The following is a 14,838-nucleotide window of genomic DNA, read 5'->3' as shown; positions in this document are numbered from 1 at the left end:
AGGCAACCAGCATGACCCGTTACACGGCGCCCGGCAGCGAGGGCGCGATCGTCTCCTACCAGGCGCGGTACGACCACTTCATCGGCGGGGAGTACGTCGCGCCGGCTCGCGGACAGTACTTCGAGAACCCGAGCCCGTTGAACGGGCAGCCGTTCACGGAGGTCGCGCGAGGCACCGCCGAGGACGTGGAGCGCGCGCTGGACGCGGCACACGCGGCGGCGCCCGCCTGGGGGCGTACCTCCGTCACCGCCCGTGCCGACATCCTGCTCAAGATCGCCGACCGGATGGAGGCGAACCTGGAGAAGCTGGCGGTCGCCGAGACCTGGGAGAACGGCAAGCCGGTCCGCGAGACGCTGGCGGCCGACATCCCGCTCGCGATCGACCACTTCCGCTATTTCGCGGGGGCGATCCGTGCTCAGGAGGGCGCGCTCAGCGAGGTCGACGACGACACCGTCGCATACCACTTCCACGAGCCGCTCGGGGTGGTCGCGCAGATCATTCCGTGGAACTTCCCCATTCTGATGGCGGTCTGGAAGCTCGCTCCGGCGCTGGCGGCGGGCAACGCGGTCGTCATCAAACCGGCCGAGCAGACACCGGCGTCCATCCACTACTGGATGAGCCTCATCTCGGATCTGATCCCGCCGGGTGTGGTGAACATCGTCAACGGCTTCGGCGTGGAGGCGGGCAAGCCGCTGGCGTCCAGCCCGCGGGTGGCGAAGGTCGCGTTCACGGGTGAGACCACCACGGGGCGGCTGATCATGCAGTACGCCTCGGAGAACATCAAGCCCGTCACGCTGGAGCTCGGCGGCAAGTCGCCGAACATCTTCTTCGACGACGTGTGGGCGCAGAACGACGACTTCCGCGACAAGGCACTCGAAGGCTTCACGATGTTCGCGCTCAACCAGGGCGAGGTGTGCACCTGCCCCTCGCGCGCCCTCGTCCAGCGCGGCCACTACCGCGAGTTCATGGAAGCGGCGGTCGCCCGCACCGAGCTCATCAAGCCCGGCAACCCGCTCGACACCGACACGATGATCGGCGCCCAGGCGTCCAACGACCAGCTGGAGAAGATCCTCTCCTATCTGGACATCGGCAGGCAGGAGGGCGCCAAGGTGCTCACCGGCGGTGAACGCGTCGAGCACGACGGGGAGTTGAAGGGCGGCTACTACGTCCAGCCGACGATCTTCGAGGGCGACAACCGGATGCGGATCTTCCAGGAGGAGATCTTCGGACCGGTCGTCTCGGTGACGTCGTTCGACGACTTCGACGACGCCATCAAGATCGCGAACGACACGCTGTACGGGCTCGGCGCCGGCGTGTGGACGCGGGACATCAACACCGCCTACCGGGCGGGCCGCGCCATCCAGGCGGGCCGGGTCTGGACGAACTGCTACCACGCATATCCAGCACATGCCGCATTCGGCGGCTACAAGCAGTCCGGCATCGGCCGCGAGAACCACAAGATGATGCTGGAGCACTACCAGCAGACGAAGAACCTACTGGTGTCGTACTCCCCGAAGAAGCTGGGCTTCTTCTAGGCTCAGAAAGAAGGGCGCCTGACCAGGGCGGATGCCCGACAGGTGCCCTTCCTGGCCCACATCTGGGCCGCGGAGCGAGATACAAGGTTCCTCCCGATATCTCCCACTCCTATCCCACCCCTGACCAGCTGTTCCGGGGCATTTCCGGGCCAAGGCGCGGCGCACACGTCCTGCGGTGGGACATCGGGCCCCTCCCACCGCCGCATCGAGTCCTCCATCAAGGTGTTGGCATGATTCCGCGCCTCGGCCAGGAACTTGGCGTAGTAGCGGAAGAGGACCTGGATACTCTGTCCGGCCCGGCGCGCGCACTCCGCAGGGTCAACACCTGAGGCAAGCCAGAACGAGATTCCTGCGTGGCGCAGGTCGTAGGGGCGCTTCGCCAACTCAAGGGCGTGCTCGTCGAGGTGAGCGTTTTCCAACCTCACGCTGACGCGTGGTGAAGGACGAGGACAGTCTTCACGACGTCGGTGATTCGGTTGGTGCTGCAGCGGAGTTTCCGTGGGAGGCGCCAGCCCTTGAGGGTGGCCATGGCCGGCTCGCCAGGGCAACGGATCTTGGCGTGGGTGGTGGTGTGGCGGCGCTTCCATCTCTTCAACCGGCGGCCCCGGAACGGGACCCGGACGGGTTCACCGGCTCCTTGGTACGCCTTGTCCGCGCAGTATTTGAGCCCCGCGTCGGCGAGGGCTTCGATGATCCCGTGCTGTCGCGTGGCGGTCAGGTCGTGCGTCGAACCGGGCGGAGCCGGCGAGGCCCGGAGCGGCCGTCCGAACGGATCCGTGAGGATCTGGACGTTCATGTTGTGGCGTTTGTGTTTCCCGGAGTGGTATGGGGTGTCGGCGGGGATGTCCCCCAGCCTTCGGCCGGGAGGTGCCCCCAGTCGATCGGCGGCAGGGTGCCGTCGAGGATGACGGACGCCTTCGCCCGGATCGTCCTCATCGCCTCGGTCAGGGGCGGGGCAGGGGCGGACAGGGTGTCGACGGCTTCACGTATGTGGCGGTAGACGGTCGTGGTCCCGATGCCGAATCCGGCGGCGAGTTGGGCGTAGGTGTCACCGCACCGTGGATGGGCCGGGGCGAGCGGGGCCTGACGTGCGGCGGAAAGGCGCCGCCACCGTGTTCCGATCTCCTGCCGCCCGGCTGTCAGTTGTCCGGTCAGGAACCGCAGGGTGCGGCTGGACAGATCAACCGAGGACGGGTGGACAAGCACGCGAAGCTCCTGACGGACACAGGTGATCTTGATCGAGAACCCGTCTGCCAGGAGCTTCGTCGCTGCGCAGGACTGTCCAACGCGCGGTCAACACCGCCAGCTTGGAAAAGGCTCAATGCCGACGAGTGGAACAAGATCGTCGAGATCGACATCATCGACACCCTCCGCAGCATCCAGACCTTTCAGCTGGGAGGTGCGAGGGGGACTTTTCGGTGAGCCAGCGTGCCAGGTTCCGCTGGGCGAAGGAGGACCAAGCTGTTGGTGACCAGGAACGGGAGTTTCCGATCAGCGCTCGTACTCCAGAGCAGCGTTCAAGCTGTAGGCACCTACTTGCGCGAGCCTGTCGATGATGTCCAGGCAGCGAATCCGTCGGGATTGCGGGCTTCGCCGATACAGGCGGAGGACGACCGAGACCAAGTAGTGGCCGTCTGCTGTGCGATGCGTCCGGATGTCTCCGAGGCCGCGGCCTGCGTGCTGGACGATGCGCTCGCAGGCATCCACCGCAAGCGCGGGAAGGAGCCCGGGGTGGTCGTGGAGAGCAAAGACCAGATGCTCAAGCCCCATGTATTCAGTTGAGAAAGCGAGCTGACGCTCCAACAGCAAAAGGGTGCCCCGGCCTGCGATGATCTGGACTGTCTAGATCAAGAACAGCGCAAAGAAGAGACACCCAACGGATGAAGACTACCGCCTGGGACCACCGGCTCGACGTCCGGGCCGATGACGGCAACTTGATCGGCCACGCGGGCGTGGTGCTGCTGCGGAAGGTCGCCGACCGCGTCGGCGCGTCGGCCTGTCCACGGCGTTATCGAAGGGCACCGGGCCAGGCTGGCGGGACCGCGGCATGGCGCTGGTCCAACTGGCCTGCGCGATCGCCCTCGGTGCGACGAACGTCCTGGAGGCCGAGCAGCTCCAGTACCACTGGCGCCGCCTGTTCCCCCGCCCGATCTCGGACAGCACCCTGCGCCGCACCCTGGCGGCTATCGACGCCCCGGTCGCGGCCCGGATCGAGCGCGCCCGCGCCGCGATCCGCCGCGTGGTGTGGATGCTGCTCGCCCTGCGCCCCGGTGGCTTCCCCTGGATCCAGGTGTGCGCGAGGGAGCTGACCGGCTGGTACGTCCTGGACCTGGACGCGACCATCGTCACCTGCGCCAGCCAGAAAGAAGGAGCGGCGGGCACCTTCAAGGGCAGCTTCGGGCACATGCCGCTGGGGGCGTGGGTGGCCAACACCCGCGAGTGCGTCGCGATGCTGCTGCGGCCCGGCAACGCGCCGCCGACCGCAAGAGGGTCCTGTCCGCCGCGCTGCGGCAGCTCCCGCTGCCGCTGTGGTCGAAACTGCTGGTACGGATCGACGGCGCGGCCTTCAGCCACGAGGTTCTCGACCGCCTCCAGAGCCTGACCACCAGCCGGCGCCGGGTGCGCTGGGTGACCGGCTGGGCCATCAACGCCACGGACGAGCAGGCCATCGCACTGCTGCCCGAGAAGGTGTGGACGACCGCGCTGCGGCAGGACGGCGGGGTCCACGAGCTCAAGGGTCTCGACGGCGAGTGGGTCTCCTACCAGGTCGCCGAGTTGACCGGGGTCCGTGACCTGACCGGCCGGCCGGCCGGCCACGGAGGATCCGGCTGATCGTGCGCCGGGGCAAGCCCTCGCGGCGCGATGCGAAGAAGCTCACCGCCTTCGAGAAGCACACCGGCTGGCGCTACCAGATCGTTGCCACGAACATCCTCGCCCACCAGGGCCTTTCCGGGGTTTCCGCCTCCGGGCAGGTGTGGTTCCTCGACGCCCTCTACCGTGATCACGCCGAGGTCGAGGACCGGGTGAAAGCGATCAAGCGGGTCGGCCTCGGGCTGCTGCCATCGAGGTCCTGGCAGCTCAGCACGGCCTGGGTGCCGGCCGCCACGATCGCCGCCGACCTCGACGCGTGGACCCGGCTCCTCCTCCTGCACGACGAACCCGAACTCGCCGCCGCGGAACCGGAGACCATCCGGATGAAGCTCTACCACCTGCCCGCCCGCATCACCGCCCACGCTCGACGCCGCATCCTCCACCTGGACCGAACATGGCCTTGGTCAGCGGCATTCACCGCCGCCTGGCCGCCGCTGGCGCACGGTGGTCTTCGACGGTTGCGGGAGCCTGTCCGGTGGGCGAGTCCCCACGGGGGGTCGGCTCCAGTCCGGAGAGCGAACGCAGCTGGACGTCAACTCCGTGAGGGGGCAGCCGCCTTGCGGATGCCGCGTACGCGTCACGAATTCCGTCGGCCCGTCGGGCTCGGTCGCCTCAACCCGGGGCACTCCAGCGCAGACCACTCCCCTGCCAGTCGCGGAGTCCGCCGCGACTGTGCAGGGTCTCTTGCCCGCGTTGCAGTTCTTCGGCGAGGCCGAGGTCGACGGACTTCAGCCGGCCGTGGCACCGTGCGCCGTCACCTCACGGCCGACTCCACACCACCCGTGCGAGCCGAACTCGCCATCTTCTCGGCAGCAGCCAGAGCGGTGAGGCTCTGGATCTCCTCCCCGGCCTCGATGACTGCACGCTTGACTTCAAGGGTCAGGCCGACCGACGTCTTGATGACGCCTCGCACCAGCGGTTTCGCCACTCTTTTGGCCAGAGGGGCCGCAATCACGCCGATGAGGAAGGGAGGAACGACAGGGAGCATGTGTGAACCCTCTTCTTGTGTGCACAGCACGACCGCCGACGCCGCGCGGGCCGATACCGTCCGGCCGACAAAGCTGGGCAGGAATTTCACCCCCACCAAAAACACGATAGTCGGACCTTGGTCGATGTGCCCGTAGACGCAGGCGCTGTTCATTCGGTCGGGCGGACGCTCGCCGGAGCGGACCGTGGCTGCGCAACGGGATCAGAACGGCTTCGGCGCCCCCGGCCCGCACTGGTCCAGCAGCGAGTCCACCACCTGCACAACGAATTCCGGTACGCGATCCGGGAAGTCGTGGCCGGTTCCCTCTGGGGTGTAAACCCTCCGCCCTCTGCTGGAGGCCGCGAGGAACCGTTCTCTCACGGTGAGGAAGAAGTGCCGGACCCGGGCGCTCTCCTGCGGATCGTCGACCGCGTCGAAGATCTCGCCGCCGCCCGTCAGATCGCGTGGCGCCACGAGGAGGAGGGGCAGCGAGCCGAGCTCCCCGTCGTGTACGGCCGTCTGCCAGCCGTCTCTGGTGATGCCGTCCGGCGACAGCTCTCGCAGGATCGACGCCGCGGCGCAGCTCGCCTTGGTCCTGAGCTCGATCTCGGCGAGAACCTGCGCCGGGTCGTCGGAGGTGTGTGTCTCCTCCTTGCCCGCGAGAGGGTGGAGGCCGAAGAGGTGACGCAGCGCGAGGACGGTCTGGTCCCTCGGGGCACGTCGCAGGGCCGGAAGCGCCGGGCCGAAGGCGACGGCATCGGGCGGGGTGGGATCGAGCAGTACCAGACCGGCCACCAGGTCAGGGCGGCGCCTGGCGGCGTTGGCCATGAGCAGCCCCCCGAACGAGTGCCCCACGAAGACATAGGGCCCCTCTTCACCGGCCCGTTCCAGCGCCGTGAGCAGTTCGACGGCTTCTGCCGCCGTCGTGCGGGGGAACGGGCCCGGGTCGCTCCAGCCGGACCCCGGACGGTCCACCAGGACCGAACGCATCCGTTCCCGTGCCAGCGCGTGCAGCCGGTACATGGCGTATCCGCCGGCATGGCCGCCCGGCATCCAGACCACGGTGGGCCTCGGTCCGGCGTCTCCCTCGGCCAGGACATGCATGCGGTAGCCGCCCACGTCGACCATTCGCCCGGGTGGCGGATACCTCCCGCGTATCCGGCCCACATGCACCAGATGGCGGAACGACCCGAGACCGAGTGCGAGGGCCACGGCCCACAGCACACCGCCGAGAATCCGCCGGCCGGTACCTCTGGATACACACCGTGCACCCGCGGCCGCCGGCAGCAGAGCGATGCCCAGCCCGGCCCAGTCCCGGCTGAGCAGCCGGAGTATCGCGTCGACGGTACGTCTTCCCGGTCGCATGGTCCCTTCTCCGTCCCAGCCTTAGCGGCCGCTGCCGGGGACACCGCACGTCTCAGCGACCGGTACGACCATCGTCCCCTGGGAACCCCGCGGGCGCCATGCGCGGTGCCGGGACCCCGCCTTCCGTCACAGCCGGGCAGCCGCCGACACCGTACAGACCCTGCCAGGAACCGACCGCGCACGGTCCGGGAGCTGTGGGCGTGCGCCATGGACTTCCAGGTTCTCGATACGGGCGTTCGCCGTCAGGCCCGACCGGCGCCTCACGCGCGCGCAAGACGTGCTGCCACGTCCGCGACCACTTCGGCTTCCCGGGCTGCGAGGTAGAAGTGATCCCCGGGGAACGGGCACAACTCGAAGGAGCCCGGGGCGGCGAGGCCGGACCAGGCGAGGACCCCGTCGAGCGCGCAACTCGGATCGTCCTGGCCGACGTACGCGGTGATCGGCGCCTTGACCGGAGCCGGATTCGGGGGGTCGTAGCCCTCGATCAGCCGGTAGTCCGAACGGAGGGCGGGCAGCAGCAGGTCACGGAGCTCCGGGATGTCGTAGGCCTCCGAGTGCAGGTCTCCGAGGTGCCGGACGTGGGTGATCAGGGTTTCGTCGTCGGCGTCGTGCAGCGCCACGCGTTCGGCCCACCCGGGGGCTTCGTGTGCGGAGACCAGCAGGTGCTCGGGGACCATGCCGCGGGTCTCCAGCCGCAGGGCCACCTCGTAGGCGACGCAGGCGCCCATGCTGTGCCCGAAGAGCGCCAGCGGCTGGTCGAGCCAGGGCCGCAGTGCGTCCTCGATCGTGTCGGCCAGGGTGGCCATGTCCTCGATGCAGGCTTCCGCGAGCCGGTCCTGGCGGCCGGGGTACCGCACGGCGAGCACCTCGACGTCCGTCGGCAGCAGCGCGGACCAGCCGTGGAACAGCTGTGCCGTGCCGCCGGCGTGCGGGAAACACACCAGTCGGAGCCTGGGGTCCGCCGCACGCCGGTGAACACGGAACCACTTCTTCGCGTCGGTCGCCGTCATCGCCGACGGATCCCGCGCAGGTGCAGGGAGCCGAGCTCGGCGAGAAAGACGGGAAGCTGCTCCACCGCCTTCGTGGATACGTATGCGGGCCGCACGGTGTGGCGCCGACGATCGGTCACGACGAGTCCGCAGGCACCGCCTTCCTGGATGAGTTCCGCGGAATACAGGGGGGTTCCGGTCGCATACATCTGACCTGCCTCCATCAGGGTGTCGTGATGGCCGATACGGAGCAGTCCACCATGTCGCCGGTGGCGTGACGGTCGCATGCGGGAGACCGGGCCGACGAACGGCCACTGTGTCCGCCGAAGACTCCATGGAACAAAGTCAACTTTGTCACGGAGGGACTTGAGCGGAAAGGAACGGGCTTGCTCCGGCCGGGACTTGGCAGTCTCGACCGGTTACGCAGACGAAAACGTGCCCGTGACATCGGGACGAGCCGGAATCACACGGAGAGTCGGCGGGCAGACTCAGTGAGCCTTGGTGGCGACCGAACCGGCGCTACGGGCCTTGCCGGCGGGCTTGGCCTGGCGGCCGGTCCGTCCCTCGTGGGCCTTTGCCGCTACGGGCGCCGGCTTGGCGGCCGCTCCGGCCCGGCCCGTGGTGCCGTCCTCCGGGGCGCCGACACCGTGTCCGGCTCCCGGTGTCGTCTGGGCTGCGAGCGCCTCGGCAGTCGCCTCGGCAGCGAGATCATGGATGCCCTCGCCGGCTTCATGGACGGCCCTCTTGACCTCGATTCCCAGGCCCACCGACGCTTTGACGACCCCTCGCACCAAGGGCTTGCCCAGCCTCTTCACCAGGGATACGGCGATCAGCCCGATCAGGAAAGGAGGTACTACAGGCGGCATGGCACAACATCCTTCTCTTCTGCCGAGGAGGTGATGATTGGATGGACGCACTCCGCTTCAGCGGACCCGCACGTTCCATCACAGAGAGTATCCAAGGGCGGGTAAGCGACTACGAATTCCCCGTGGCCTTCACTCATTCGAGTAGAGCGGCTTTCCCTGGAAGTCTGTTCGGCCGTATGCCCCGTGCAGTTCTCTCTCCACCCGTCGGCGCAGGACGGAAAACGGCAGTGTGCCGCCGGTCAGCACGGTCTCGTGAAAGGCGCGCACGTCGAACGCGGCGCCGGCGCCGCGTTCGCACGCTGCCCGCAATGCCGTGAACTCCGCATGACCCGCCCGGTACGTCAGCGCCTGCCCCGGCAGATCGGTCGCGTAGCGCAACGACTCGGTCGTGATCTGCCGTTCGGACTCGGCTGCCGCGTGGGCCCGCATGAAGGTGCGTGCCTCGTCCAGTGTCATCGTCCCGAGGTTGAGGCCGGTGTCGACGACGAGGCGCTGCGCGGTGAACCGTTCATGGGCCAGTCGTCCGTACGCGTCCCACGGGTCGTCGTACAGCCCCATCTCCCAGGCGAGCCCTGCCGCGTACTCCGCCCAGCCCTCCTCGAACCCGCTGAAGGCAGCCAGCTCGCGCCGCAGGTCGGGCAGCGCGGTGTTCTCGGCCTGGCGGGCGAGGTGGAAGTGATGTCCGGGCGACAGCTCGTGGTAGATGAGCGCGGCCGAGCCGAGCAGTGACCGGTGTGCCAGGTCCGAGGCGTTGTAGCGGTAGCGTCCCACGGGTTGCGCGGCGGTCGGCGGTTCGTAGTACCCGAACGTCATCGACCCCTCCAGCGCCGGGTCGAGACGGGCCACGTCGTAGGGGGCGCGTGGCAGGACCGCGAACCAGCGCGGCAGCAGCGGCGTGAGGCGGTCGAGGTGTCCGCGGTAGCGGGCTTCGACCTCCTCCGGGGTGGCGGCGTACAGGCGCGGCTCGGTCGCGAGCCGTTCGTTGAACTCCGCCTCGGTCCCCGCGAAACCGAGCGTGTCGCGCATCTCCCGCATCCGCTCGCCGAGTTCTCGGCAGTGCTCACGGCCGAGTTCGTGGAGGCGCTCGGGTGGTGTGTCGCCGGAGGTGTACGTCCTGACGAAGGCCCGGTACGCCGCCTCGCCTTCCGGGTAGCGGGCCCAGCCGACGGCCTGCGGCGCCCGCCGGAGGTAGTGCGGGTCGCCCACGAGGGCGACGAGGCGGTCGAACGCCGGCTCCAGTTCGGTGGCCACGAGCCGCTCGACCGTGTCGCGCAGGTGCCCCCGGCTCGCCGCGTCGAGCCGGGTGAGCCGCTCGGCGTCCACCCGGACGCACTGTGCCGCCGACTCCCGCAGGCGGGTGAGTGTGGTGTGGACGCCGGTCAGTGCCGGAGCGGGGATGCGAAAGCCCCGCTCCGCCTGCCCGGCGGCCTTGTCGCCGATCGTCACGACGCAACGGGCCAGGTCCCGTACGAGGGTCACGTACCGGTCCGCGTCGGCTCGGTGCTCGAAGCGGAACGGGCGGAAGACGGTGTCACCGTACTGCTGGAGGCGGAAGAGCTGGTACGGCGTGGCGGTGGGGGTGAGCCAGTGGAAACGTCCCGCCTCCGCTTCCTGCTCGGCCAGTGCCCGGAGGAAGCCCGCCGTGTCGGCGGCGGGACCGGACAGCTCCGCCGGTCGCAGCGCACTCAGCCGGTTCAGCACCCCGGCAGCGAACCCGGCGCGCTCGTCGGCCTCCCCCGCGGACACCCCCGGAAGCGACTCGACCGGCAGCCCGCGGCGCGTGCGCAGCGACGGCTCGCGTGCGAGCAGGAAGTCCCAGTACGAGGTCGCGAGTCGGTCGATCTCTCGCTCCGTGGAGTCGTCCGGGGAGCCTCCTGGATTGATGACCATGGCGCCAGTGTGCGCCTTGAGGTGACGCAGCGTCAGCAACGAGGCCGTGAACCGCGCGTCGGGCGGCCTCACTCGGACGGGGGAAATAGTCCCGCATGTTCGCGTCCGGGCCGGGAAAGCCCGGCCGACGCCGTCGATCGTGATGGCACGATGAGCGCCATGCACCGCCGGACCGTGTCGTCTCCCAGGGCTCGGTCGGTCTCGACGCCGGCTGCGCCGACCGGCTGCCGTTTCCATCCCCGCTGCCCCGTCGGGCCGGACCGGCGTCCCGGACGGAACGTCTGCGCCGCGCGGGACCCGCAGCCGGACGCGGCCGGTCAGCCGCATCGCGCCGCCTGCCACTTCCCGTACCGCGCCGACGACCGCCCGCCCCAGTCCGGTCGCGTTCCCCCGGACGCGCGGGGTGACCGGACTCCGCGACCCCCCGAGGACCGGCCGTCATGACGGCCGGGCAAGTGGACACGCCTCCGTCCGGCGCGGACGCGGTCGTCGTGGGGGCCGGTGTGATCGGTGCCGCGGTGGCACTGGAACTGGCGCGCACCGACCGGCGCGTCGTGGTCGTCGACAAGTCCGGCGGCGTGGGCCACGGATCCACCAGCGCGTCGAGCGCGATCATCCGTTTCAACTACTCGACCTGGGACGGTGTCGCCACCGCATGGGAATCCCGGCACTGCTGGGCACGATGGGCGGAGCACCTGGGCACCGTGCGCGGCGCTGGTCTGGCGGCGTTCCGGCGGACCGGAGCGGTACTCCTCGACGCGCCGGGCTCCGGGACGTCGGAGGTCGTCGCGCTGTTCGAGCGTGCCGGTGTGCCGTACGAGCGCTGGGACGCCGCGACGCTGCGCAGCCGGATCCCCGGTATCGACGCGGGACGCTACGGGCCTCCCAGGTCCCTGCTCGACGATGCCTTCTTCTCCGGTCCCGAAGGTGAACTCGGCGCGCTGTTCACACCCGACGCGGGCTTCGTCGACGATCCACAGCTCGCGGCACAGAACCTCGCGGACGCGGCAGCCCGCATCGGGGTGCGTTTCCTCTTCCGGCGCGCGGTCGTCGGTGTGCTGCGCGGCGAGGACCGGGTGGCGGGCGTCCGGCTCGCCGACGGCAGCGCGATCACGGCACCGGTGGTGGTCAACGCCGCCGGGCCCTGGTCGGGCGGGTTCAACCGGACGGCCGGGGTCGGGGCAGAGTTCACCGTGGGAGTGCGCCCGCTGCGCCAGGAGGTCCACCAGGTGGCCGCGCCGGTCCGTCAGGGCGACGGAAGCATCTCGGGCCCGGGCGGCACCGGGACCACGTCCGGCCCGATCGTGGCCGATGTCGACCTCGGCACCTATCTGCGCCCCTCCGGCGGACACCTCCTCATCGGCAGCACACTGCCCGCCTGCGACCCCAGGGACTGGCTCGACGATCCCGACGAGTGCAGCCCGCATCCGACGCCCGCCCGGTTCGAGACCCAGGTGACCAGGGCCGCACGCCGATTCCCGCTCCTCGGCGTTCCGAACCGGCCGACCGGCATCGCCGGTGTCTACGACGCCGCCGACGACTGGTCCCCCATCTACGACCGCACCGATCTGGCCGGCTTCTACGTCGCCATGGGCACGAGCGGCAACCAGTTCAAGAACGCTCCCCTGGCGGGCCGGTTCCTCGCCACCCTGGTCGACCGTGTCGAGGCCGGCCACGACCACGACCACGATCCGCTGCGGTACACGGGGGAACACACCGGCGTCGTCGTCGACCTCGGTGCCTTCTCCCGCAGACGGCCCCTGGCCGAGGGTGCCGCCTCTCGAACCGTCATGGGCTGACGTTCGGCCATCAGCGCCCGTTCACGAAGCCGGCGCCGTCCGGAAGTCGATGTGCGGGACGGCACCGGCCTCATTGATCCGGAAGCGGTCTACCGGCGGCCGCGTGCCGACGCCGAGCCGAGCTTGGAACTCAGCACCGACAGGAAGATCGGGAGCCTGGCCACCGCGGATTCGGGAACCGGGGTGACCTGGACCGTGTCCCGCACCACGTCCTGCACCACGAGTTTGTAGGTGCCGTCTTCCTCGACGAGTTCGGCGGCGTAGAGCAGTGTTTCCACCAGGGTTCCTTCGGTCGTGTCGTGCGGCGGGGTCAGGCGCCGTTGAGCCAGGCGTTCCAGGCCTTGGTGGCCAGCTCTTCGTCCGCGTCCTCGGCGAACAGGTGGTGGCCCAGCCAGATCGGCCAGTTCCAGGAGCTGCCGTTGAAGAACCGGTACAGCGCGTCCGGGCCTCGCAGGCCGACGAAGTCGGGGCTCAGCCAGTCCACGACCACCTCCGTCGAACCGCCGTCCGCACCCGGGATGTCGAGCGACAACTCGTCGCCGACGGCCGCGTCGTCGTCGAGGCCGAGGCGCCGGCGCAGGGCGGCGAAGTCGGCGGGGTCTTCGGTGGACTCGCCACGGGCGGCCCTGACGTAGACGGCGGGGCGGCCGGCGAAGTGCCTCAGGTACTCGGGGAGGGAGTGCTGGTAGAAGTCGACGTGCTTCTCGGCCGCGTCCGCCTTCGTGTCCCAGTTCCAGGTGTCGTCGACGACGCCCGTGTGCACCCAGTGGATTCCCATCCGCAGGTGGCTCGCGCCGCCGTCGGCCGGCTCGATGCGGTAGGTCAGCGTGTTGGAGAACCCGCCGTCCTGGGTGGCCCGGACCGCGAAGTGGTGCGGCGGCTCCCACGCCAGGACGGTGCTGTCGCCGCGCGTGGCCTTTCCGCCGACGCGAGGCTCGACCTCCATCGGGTAGAGCCAGCCGAGGTTGCCGGCGCCGGTGGCGACCGCGTCCCAGACCTGTTCGGGCGTGGCGGGCAGGTCCTGTTCCCGGCGGACCTCGAGCTCTCGGGCCATGGTCACTTCTCCTTCGTCGTTCATGGGTCAGTAGGTGAGCGGAAGCGCGGTGAGCCGCCGTTGCAGCGGGTTGGGCCGCCAGTCGAGTACCGCGCCGTCAGCGAGCCGCAGGTGCGGGAGCCGGCGGACCAGCGTGCCGACGGCCACCTCCGCCTGGAGCTTGGCCAGCGGGCCGCCGAGGCAGAAGTGCGGGCCGTTGCCGAAGCTGAGGTGCCGGTTGCCCGGGCGGGTCAGGTCGAGCCGGTCGGGGTCCTCGAAGCGCTCGGGATCCCGGTTGGTCGCGGCGAGGAACAGGTAGGCCAGCTCGCCCTCGCGCAGCGTCCGCCCGCCGATCTCGACGTCCTCGGCGGCGACCCGGACGATCGCCTGGGTCGGCGTGTCGTAGCGGGCGAGTTCGTCGACGGCCGTGCGGATCAGCATCGGGTCCTCGCGCAGCCGGGCCAGCTGGTCGGGGTGGCGCAGCAGGGCGAGCATGCCGTTGCCGACCAGGTGGGTGGTGGTCTCGTCGCCGGCGGTGATCAGGACGAAGCAGGTGGACAGCAGCTCGGAGTCGGTGAGCCGGTCGTCCTGCGCCTGGGTGGCGACCAGGGCGCTGATGAGGTCGTCGCCGGGGTCGGCCCGGCGGCGGCGGACGAGCCGGGCGAGGTACTCCTCGTACTGCTCGATCGCCGCCTCGGACTTGTCGATGTCCTCGCTCAGCCGGCCGAAGCGGTGGAACCAGGTCTTGACCCGCGGGAGGTCCTCGGGCGGGATGCCGAAGAGCTCGCAGACGACGGACAGCGGCAGCGGGGAGGCGACCGCCTCGATCAGGTCCATGGCCGGCCCGGCCGCGACCGCCTCGTCGATGAGCCGGTCGACGATCCGCTGGATGCCGTCGCGCAGGGCTTCGACGCGCCGGGCGGTGAAGGCACGGTTGGCCAGCCTGCGCAGCCGGGCGTGGTCCGGCGGGTCGGTGTTGCTCATCACCCGGCCGAGCCGGTCGGTGAGCCGGCTGAAGGCCTTGAGGTCGCCGCCGAGCGCACTGTAGGCGCGGGTCATCCGGTCCCGGTCGTTGGACAGCCGCAGGTCGCTCAGGGCCGCCTCGACGTCGGCGTACCGGGTGAGGTACCAGATGCCCTGGGCGTTGCGGTGGACCGGGTCCTCACGGCGCATGCGGGCGTAGAACGGGTACGGGTCCCGGCGGGCCTCGGGCGTGAGCAGAGCCGCGGCGAGGTCGTCGGACCGGGCGAGGCCCGCGCCGGCGCGGGCCTCGTCGGTGGTTTCGGTCAGGTTCACTAAGAGCCGCGCTACCGCTGGGCGTTCATGGCGTCGGCGAGGCTCTTGGGCCGCATGTCGGTCCAGGACCGCTCGACGTACTCCAGGCAGGCGGCGTGGGTGTCGGGTCCGTGGGCGACGCTCCAGCCGTCGGGGACGTCCGCGAACCGCGGCCACAGCGAGTGCTGGTTCTCGTCGTTGGTGAGCACGAGGAAGGTGCCGTCCTCGTCGTCGAACGGGTTGGTCAT

General features: G+C 69.9%; 16 protein-coding genes and 2 pseudogenes. 6 read left to right on the top strand and 12 right to left on the bottom strand.

All coding sequences use genetic code 11. The features are described from left to right. Positions 1-11 precede the first annotated feature (11 nt). Positions 12-1,535 (top strand): aldehyde dehydrogenase, encoded by a 1,524-nt coding sequence (gene adh / locus ACZ6KY_RS18795; RefSeq protein ID WP_469311383.1) that lies wholly within the window; start codon positions 12-14, stop codon positions 1,533-1,535. 421 nt (positions 1,536-1,956) lie between these two features. Here the strand turns inward: adh and ACZ6KY_RS18790 are convergent. Next, positions 1,957-2,741 (bottom strand): annotated as a pseudogene (locus ACZ6KY_RS18790) (transposase family protein). On the opposite strand from ACZ6KY_RS18790, the gene ACZ6KY_RS18785 reads away from it, so the two are divergent. After that, positions 2,730-2,957 carry a hypothetical protein gene (locus ACZ6KY_RS18785; RefSeq protein ID WP_469311382.1) on the top strand — a complete coding sequence of 76 codons (228 nt, stop codon included), beginning with the start codon at positions 2,730-2,732 and terminating at the stop codon, positions 2,955-2,957. The pseudogene ACZ6KY_RS18790 and the gene ACZ6KY_RS18785 overlap by 12 nt on opposite strands. A gap of 69 nt (positions 2,958-3,026) precedes the next feature. Here ACZ6KY_RS18785 and ACZ6KY_RS18780 read toward each other — a convergent pair whose 3' ends face one another. Further along, positions 3,027-3,338 carry a hypothetical protein gene (locus ACZ6KY_RS18780; protein WP_469311381.1) on the bottom strand — a complete coding sequence of 104 codons (312 nt, stop codon included), beginning with the start codon at positions 3,336-3,338 and terminating at the stop codon, positions 3,027-3,029. A 244-nt stretch (positions 3,339-3,582) separates the two neighbouring features. On the opposite strand from ACZ6KY_RS18780, the gene ACZ6KY_RS18775 reads away from it, so the two are divergent. The 3 genes and pseudogenes from ACZ6KY_RS18775 to ACZ6KY_RS18765 form a co-directional block, all read left to right on the top strand. Continuing rightward, positions 3,583-4,137, top strand: a complete 555-nt coding sequence (locus tag ACZ6KY_RS18775; RefSeq protein ID WP_469311380.1) for a hypothetical protein — start codon at positions 3,583-3,585, stop codon at positions 4,135-4,137. Positions 4,138-4,163: 26 nt separating this feature from the next. Then, complete coding sequence (locus ACZ6KY_RS18770; protein WP_469311379.1) at positions 4,164-4,367, top strand: hypothetical protein; 204 nt, start codon at positions 4,164-4,166, stop codon at positions 4,365-4,367. Between the two features lie 2 nt (positions 4,368-4,369). Further along, positions 4,370-4,774, top strand: a pseudogene (locus ACZ6KY_RS18765) (IS1380 family transposase); the annotation flags it as partial. A 386-nt stretch (positions 4,775-5,160) separates the two neighbouring features. Here the strand turns inward: ACZ6KY_RS18765 and ACZ6KY_RS18760 are convergent. The 6 genes from ACZ6KY_RS18760 to ACZ6KY_RS18735 all read right to left on the bottom strand — a co-directional run bounded on the left by ACZ6KY_RS18760 (position 5,161) and on the right by ACZ6KY_RS18735 (position 10,483). Then, positions 5,161-5,547, bottom strand: a complete 387-nt coding sequence (locus ACZ6KY_RS18760; RefSeq protein WP_469311378.1) for a DUF5132 domain-containing protein — start codon at positions 5,545-5,547, stop codon at positions 5,161-5,163. Between the two features lie 48 nt (positions 5,548-5,595). Then, positions 5,596-6,738 carry an alpha/beta hydrolase gene (locus ACZ6KY_RS18755; RefSeq protein ID WP_469311377.1) on the bottom strand — a complete coding sequence of 381 codons (1,143 nt, stop codon included), beginning with the start codon at positions 6,736-6,738 and terminating at the stop codon, positions 5,596-5,598. Between the two features lie 260 nt (positions 6,739-6,998). Continuing rightward, on the bottom strand, positions 6,999-7,748 hold the full coding sequence (locus tag ACZ6KY_RS18750) for a thioesterase II family protein (protein ID WP_469311376.1): 750 nt from the start codon (positions 7,746-7,748) through the stop codon (positions 6,999-7,001). Continuing rightward, on the bottom strand, positions 7,745-7,936 hold the full coding sequence (locus tag ACZ6KY_RS18745) for a hypothetical protein (RefSeq protein WP_469311375.1): 192 nt from the start codon (positions 7,934-7,936) through the stop codon (positions 7,745-7,747). Before ACZ6KY_RS18745 ends, ACZ6KY_RS18750 begins: the two co-directional genes overlap by 4 nt. Before the next feature lie 279 nt (positions 7,937-8,215). Then, positions 8,216-8,593: a DUF5132 domain-containing protein gene (locus ACZ6KY_RS18740; RefSeq protein WP_469311374.1), complete on the bottom strand. Its 378-nt coding sequence runs from the start codon at positions 8,591-8,593 to the stop codon at positions 8,216-8,218. A gap of 129 nt (positions 8,594-8,722) precedes the next feature. Beyond that, entirely contained in the window at positions 8,723-10,483 is a 1,761-nt protein-coding gene (locus ACZ6KY_RS18735; protein WP_469311373.1) for a DUF885 domain-containing protein, read from the bottom strand. Positions 10,484-10,923: 440 nt separating this feature from the next. Here ACZ6KY_RS18735 and ACZ6KY_RS18730 point away from each other — a divergent pair, with 440 nt between their 5' ends. Further along, positions 10,924-12,282, top strand: a complete 1,359-nt coding sequence (locus ACZ6KY_RS18730; protein WP_469311372.1) for an NAD(P)/FAD-dependent oxidoreductase — start codon at positions 10,924-10,926, stop codon at positions 12,280-12,282. 89 nt (positions 12,283-12,371) lie between these two features. Here the strand turns inward: ACZ6KY_RS18730 and ACZ6KY_RS18725 are convergent, their stop codons facing one another. Genes ACZ6KY_RS18725 through ACZ6KY_RS18710 form a run of 4 tightly spaced genes read right to left on the bottom strand, consistent with a single transcriptional unit; the run spans position 12,372 to position 14,838 of the window. Beyond that, positions 12,372-12,560: a hypothetical protein gene (locus tag ACZ6KY_RS18725; RefSeq protein ID WP_469311371.1), complete on the bottom strand. Its 189-nt coding sequence runs from the start codon at positions 12,558-12,560 to the stop codon at positions 12,372-12,374. A 32-nt stretch (positions 12,561-12,592) separates the two neighbouring features. Continuing rightward, positions 12,593-13,336, bottom strand: coding sequence for an SRPBCC family protein (locus tag ACZ6KY_RS18720; RefSeq protein ID WP_469311370.1), 744 nt, complete (start codon positions 13,334-13,336; stop codon positions 12,593-12,595). 27 nt (positions 13,337-13,363) lie between these two features. Further along, positions 13,364-14,611, bottom strand: coding sequence for a cytochrome P450 (locus ACZ6KY_RS18715; RefSeq protein WP_469311369.1), 1,248 nt, complete (start codon positions 14,609-14,611; stop codon positions 13,364-13,366). A gap of 11 nt (positions 14,612-14,622) precedes the next feature. Further along, entirely contained in the window at positions 14,623-14,838 is a 216-nt protein-coding gene (locus ACZ6KY_RS18710; RefSeq protein WP_469311368.1) for an MbtH family protein, read from the bottom strand.

Source organism: Streptomyces sp. NPDC042002, assembly GCF_055588305.1.
The sequence above is the reverse complement of the archived record's forward strand: the minus strand, read 5'-3'. Positions and strand labels throughout refer to the sequence as shown.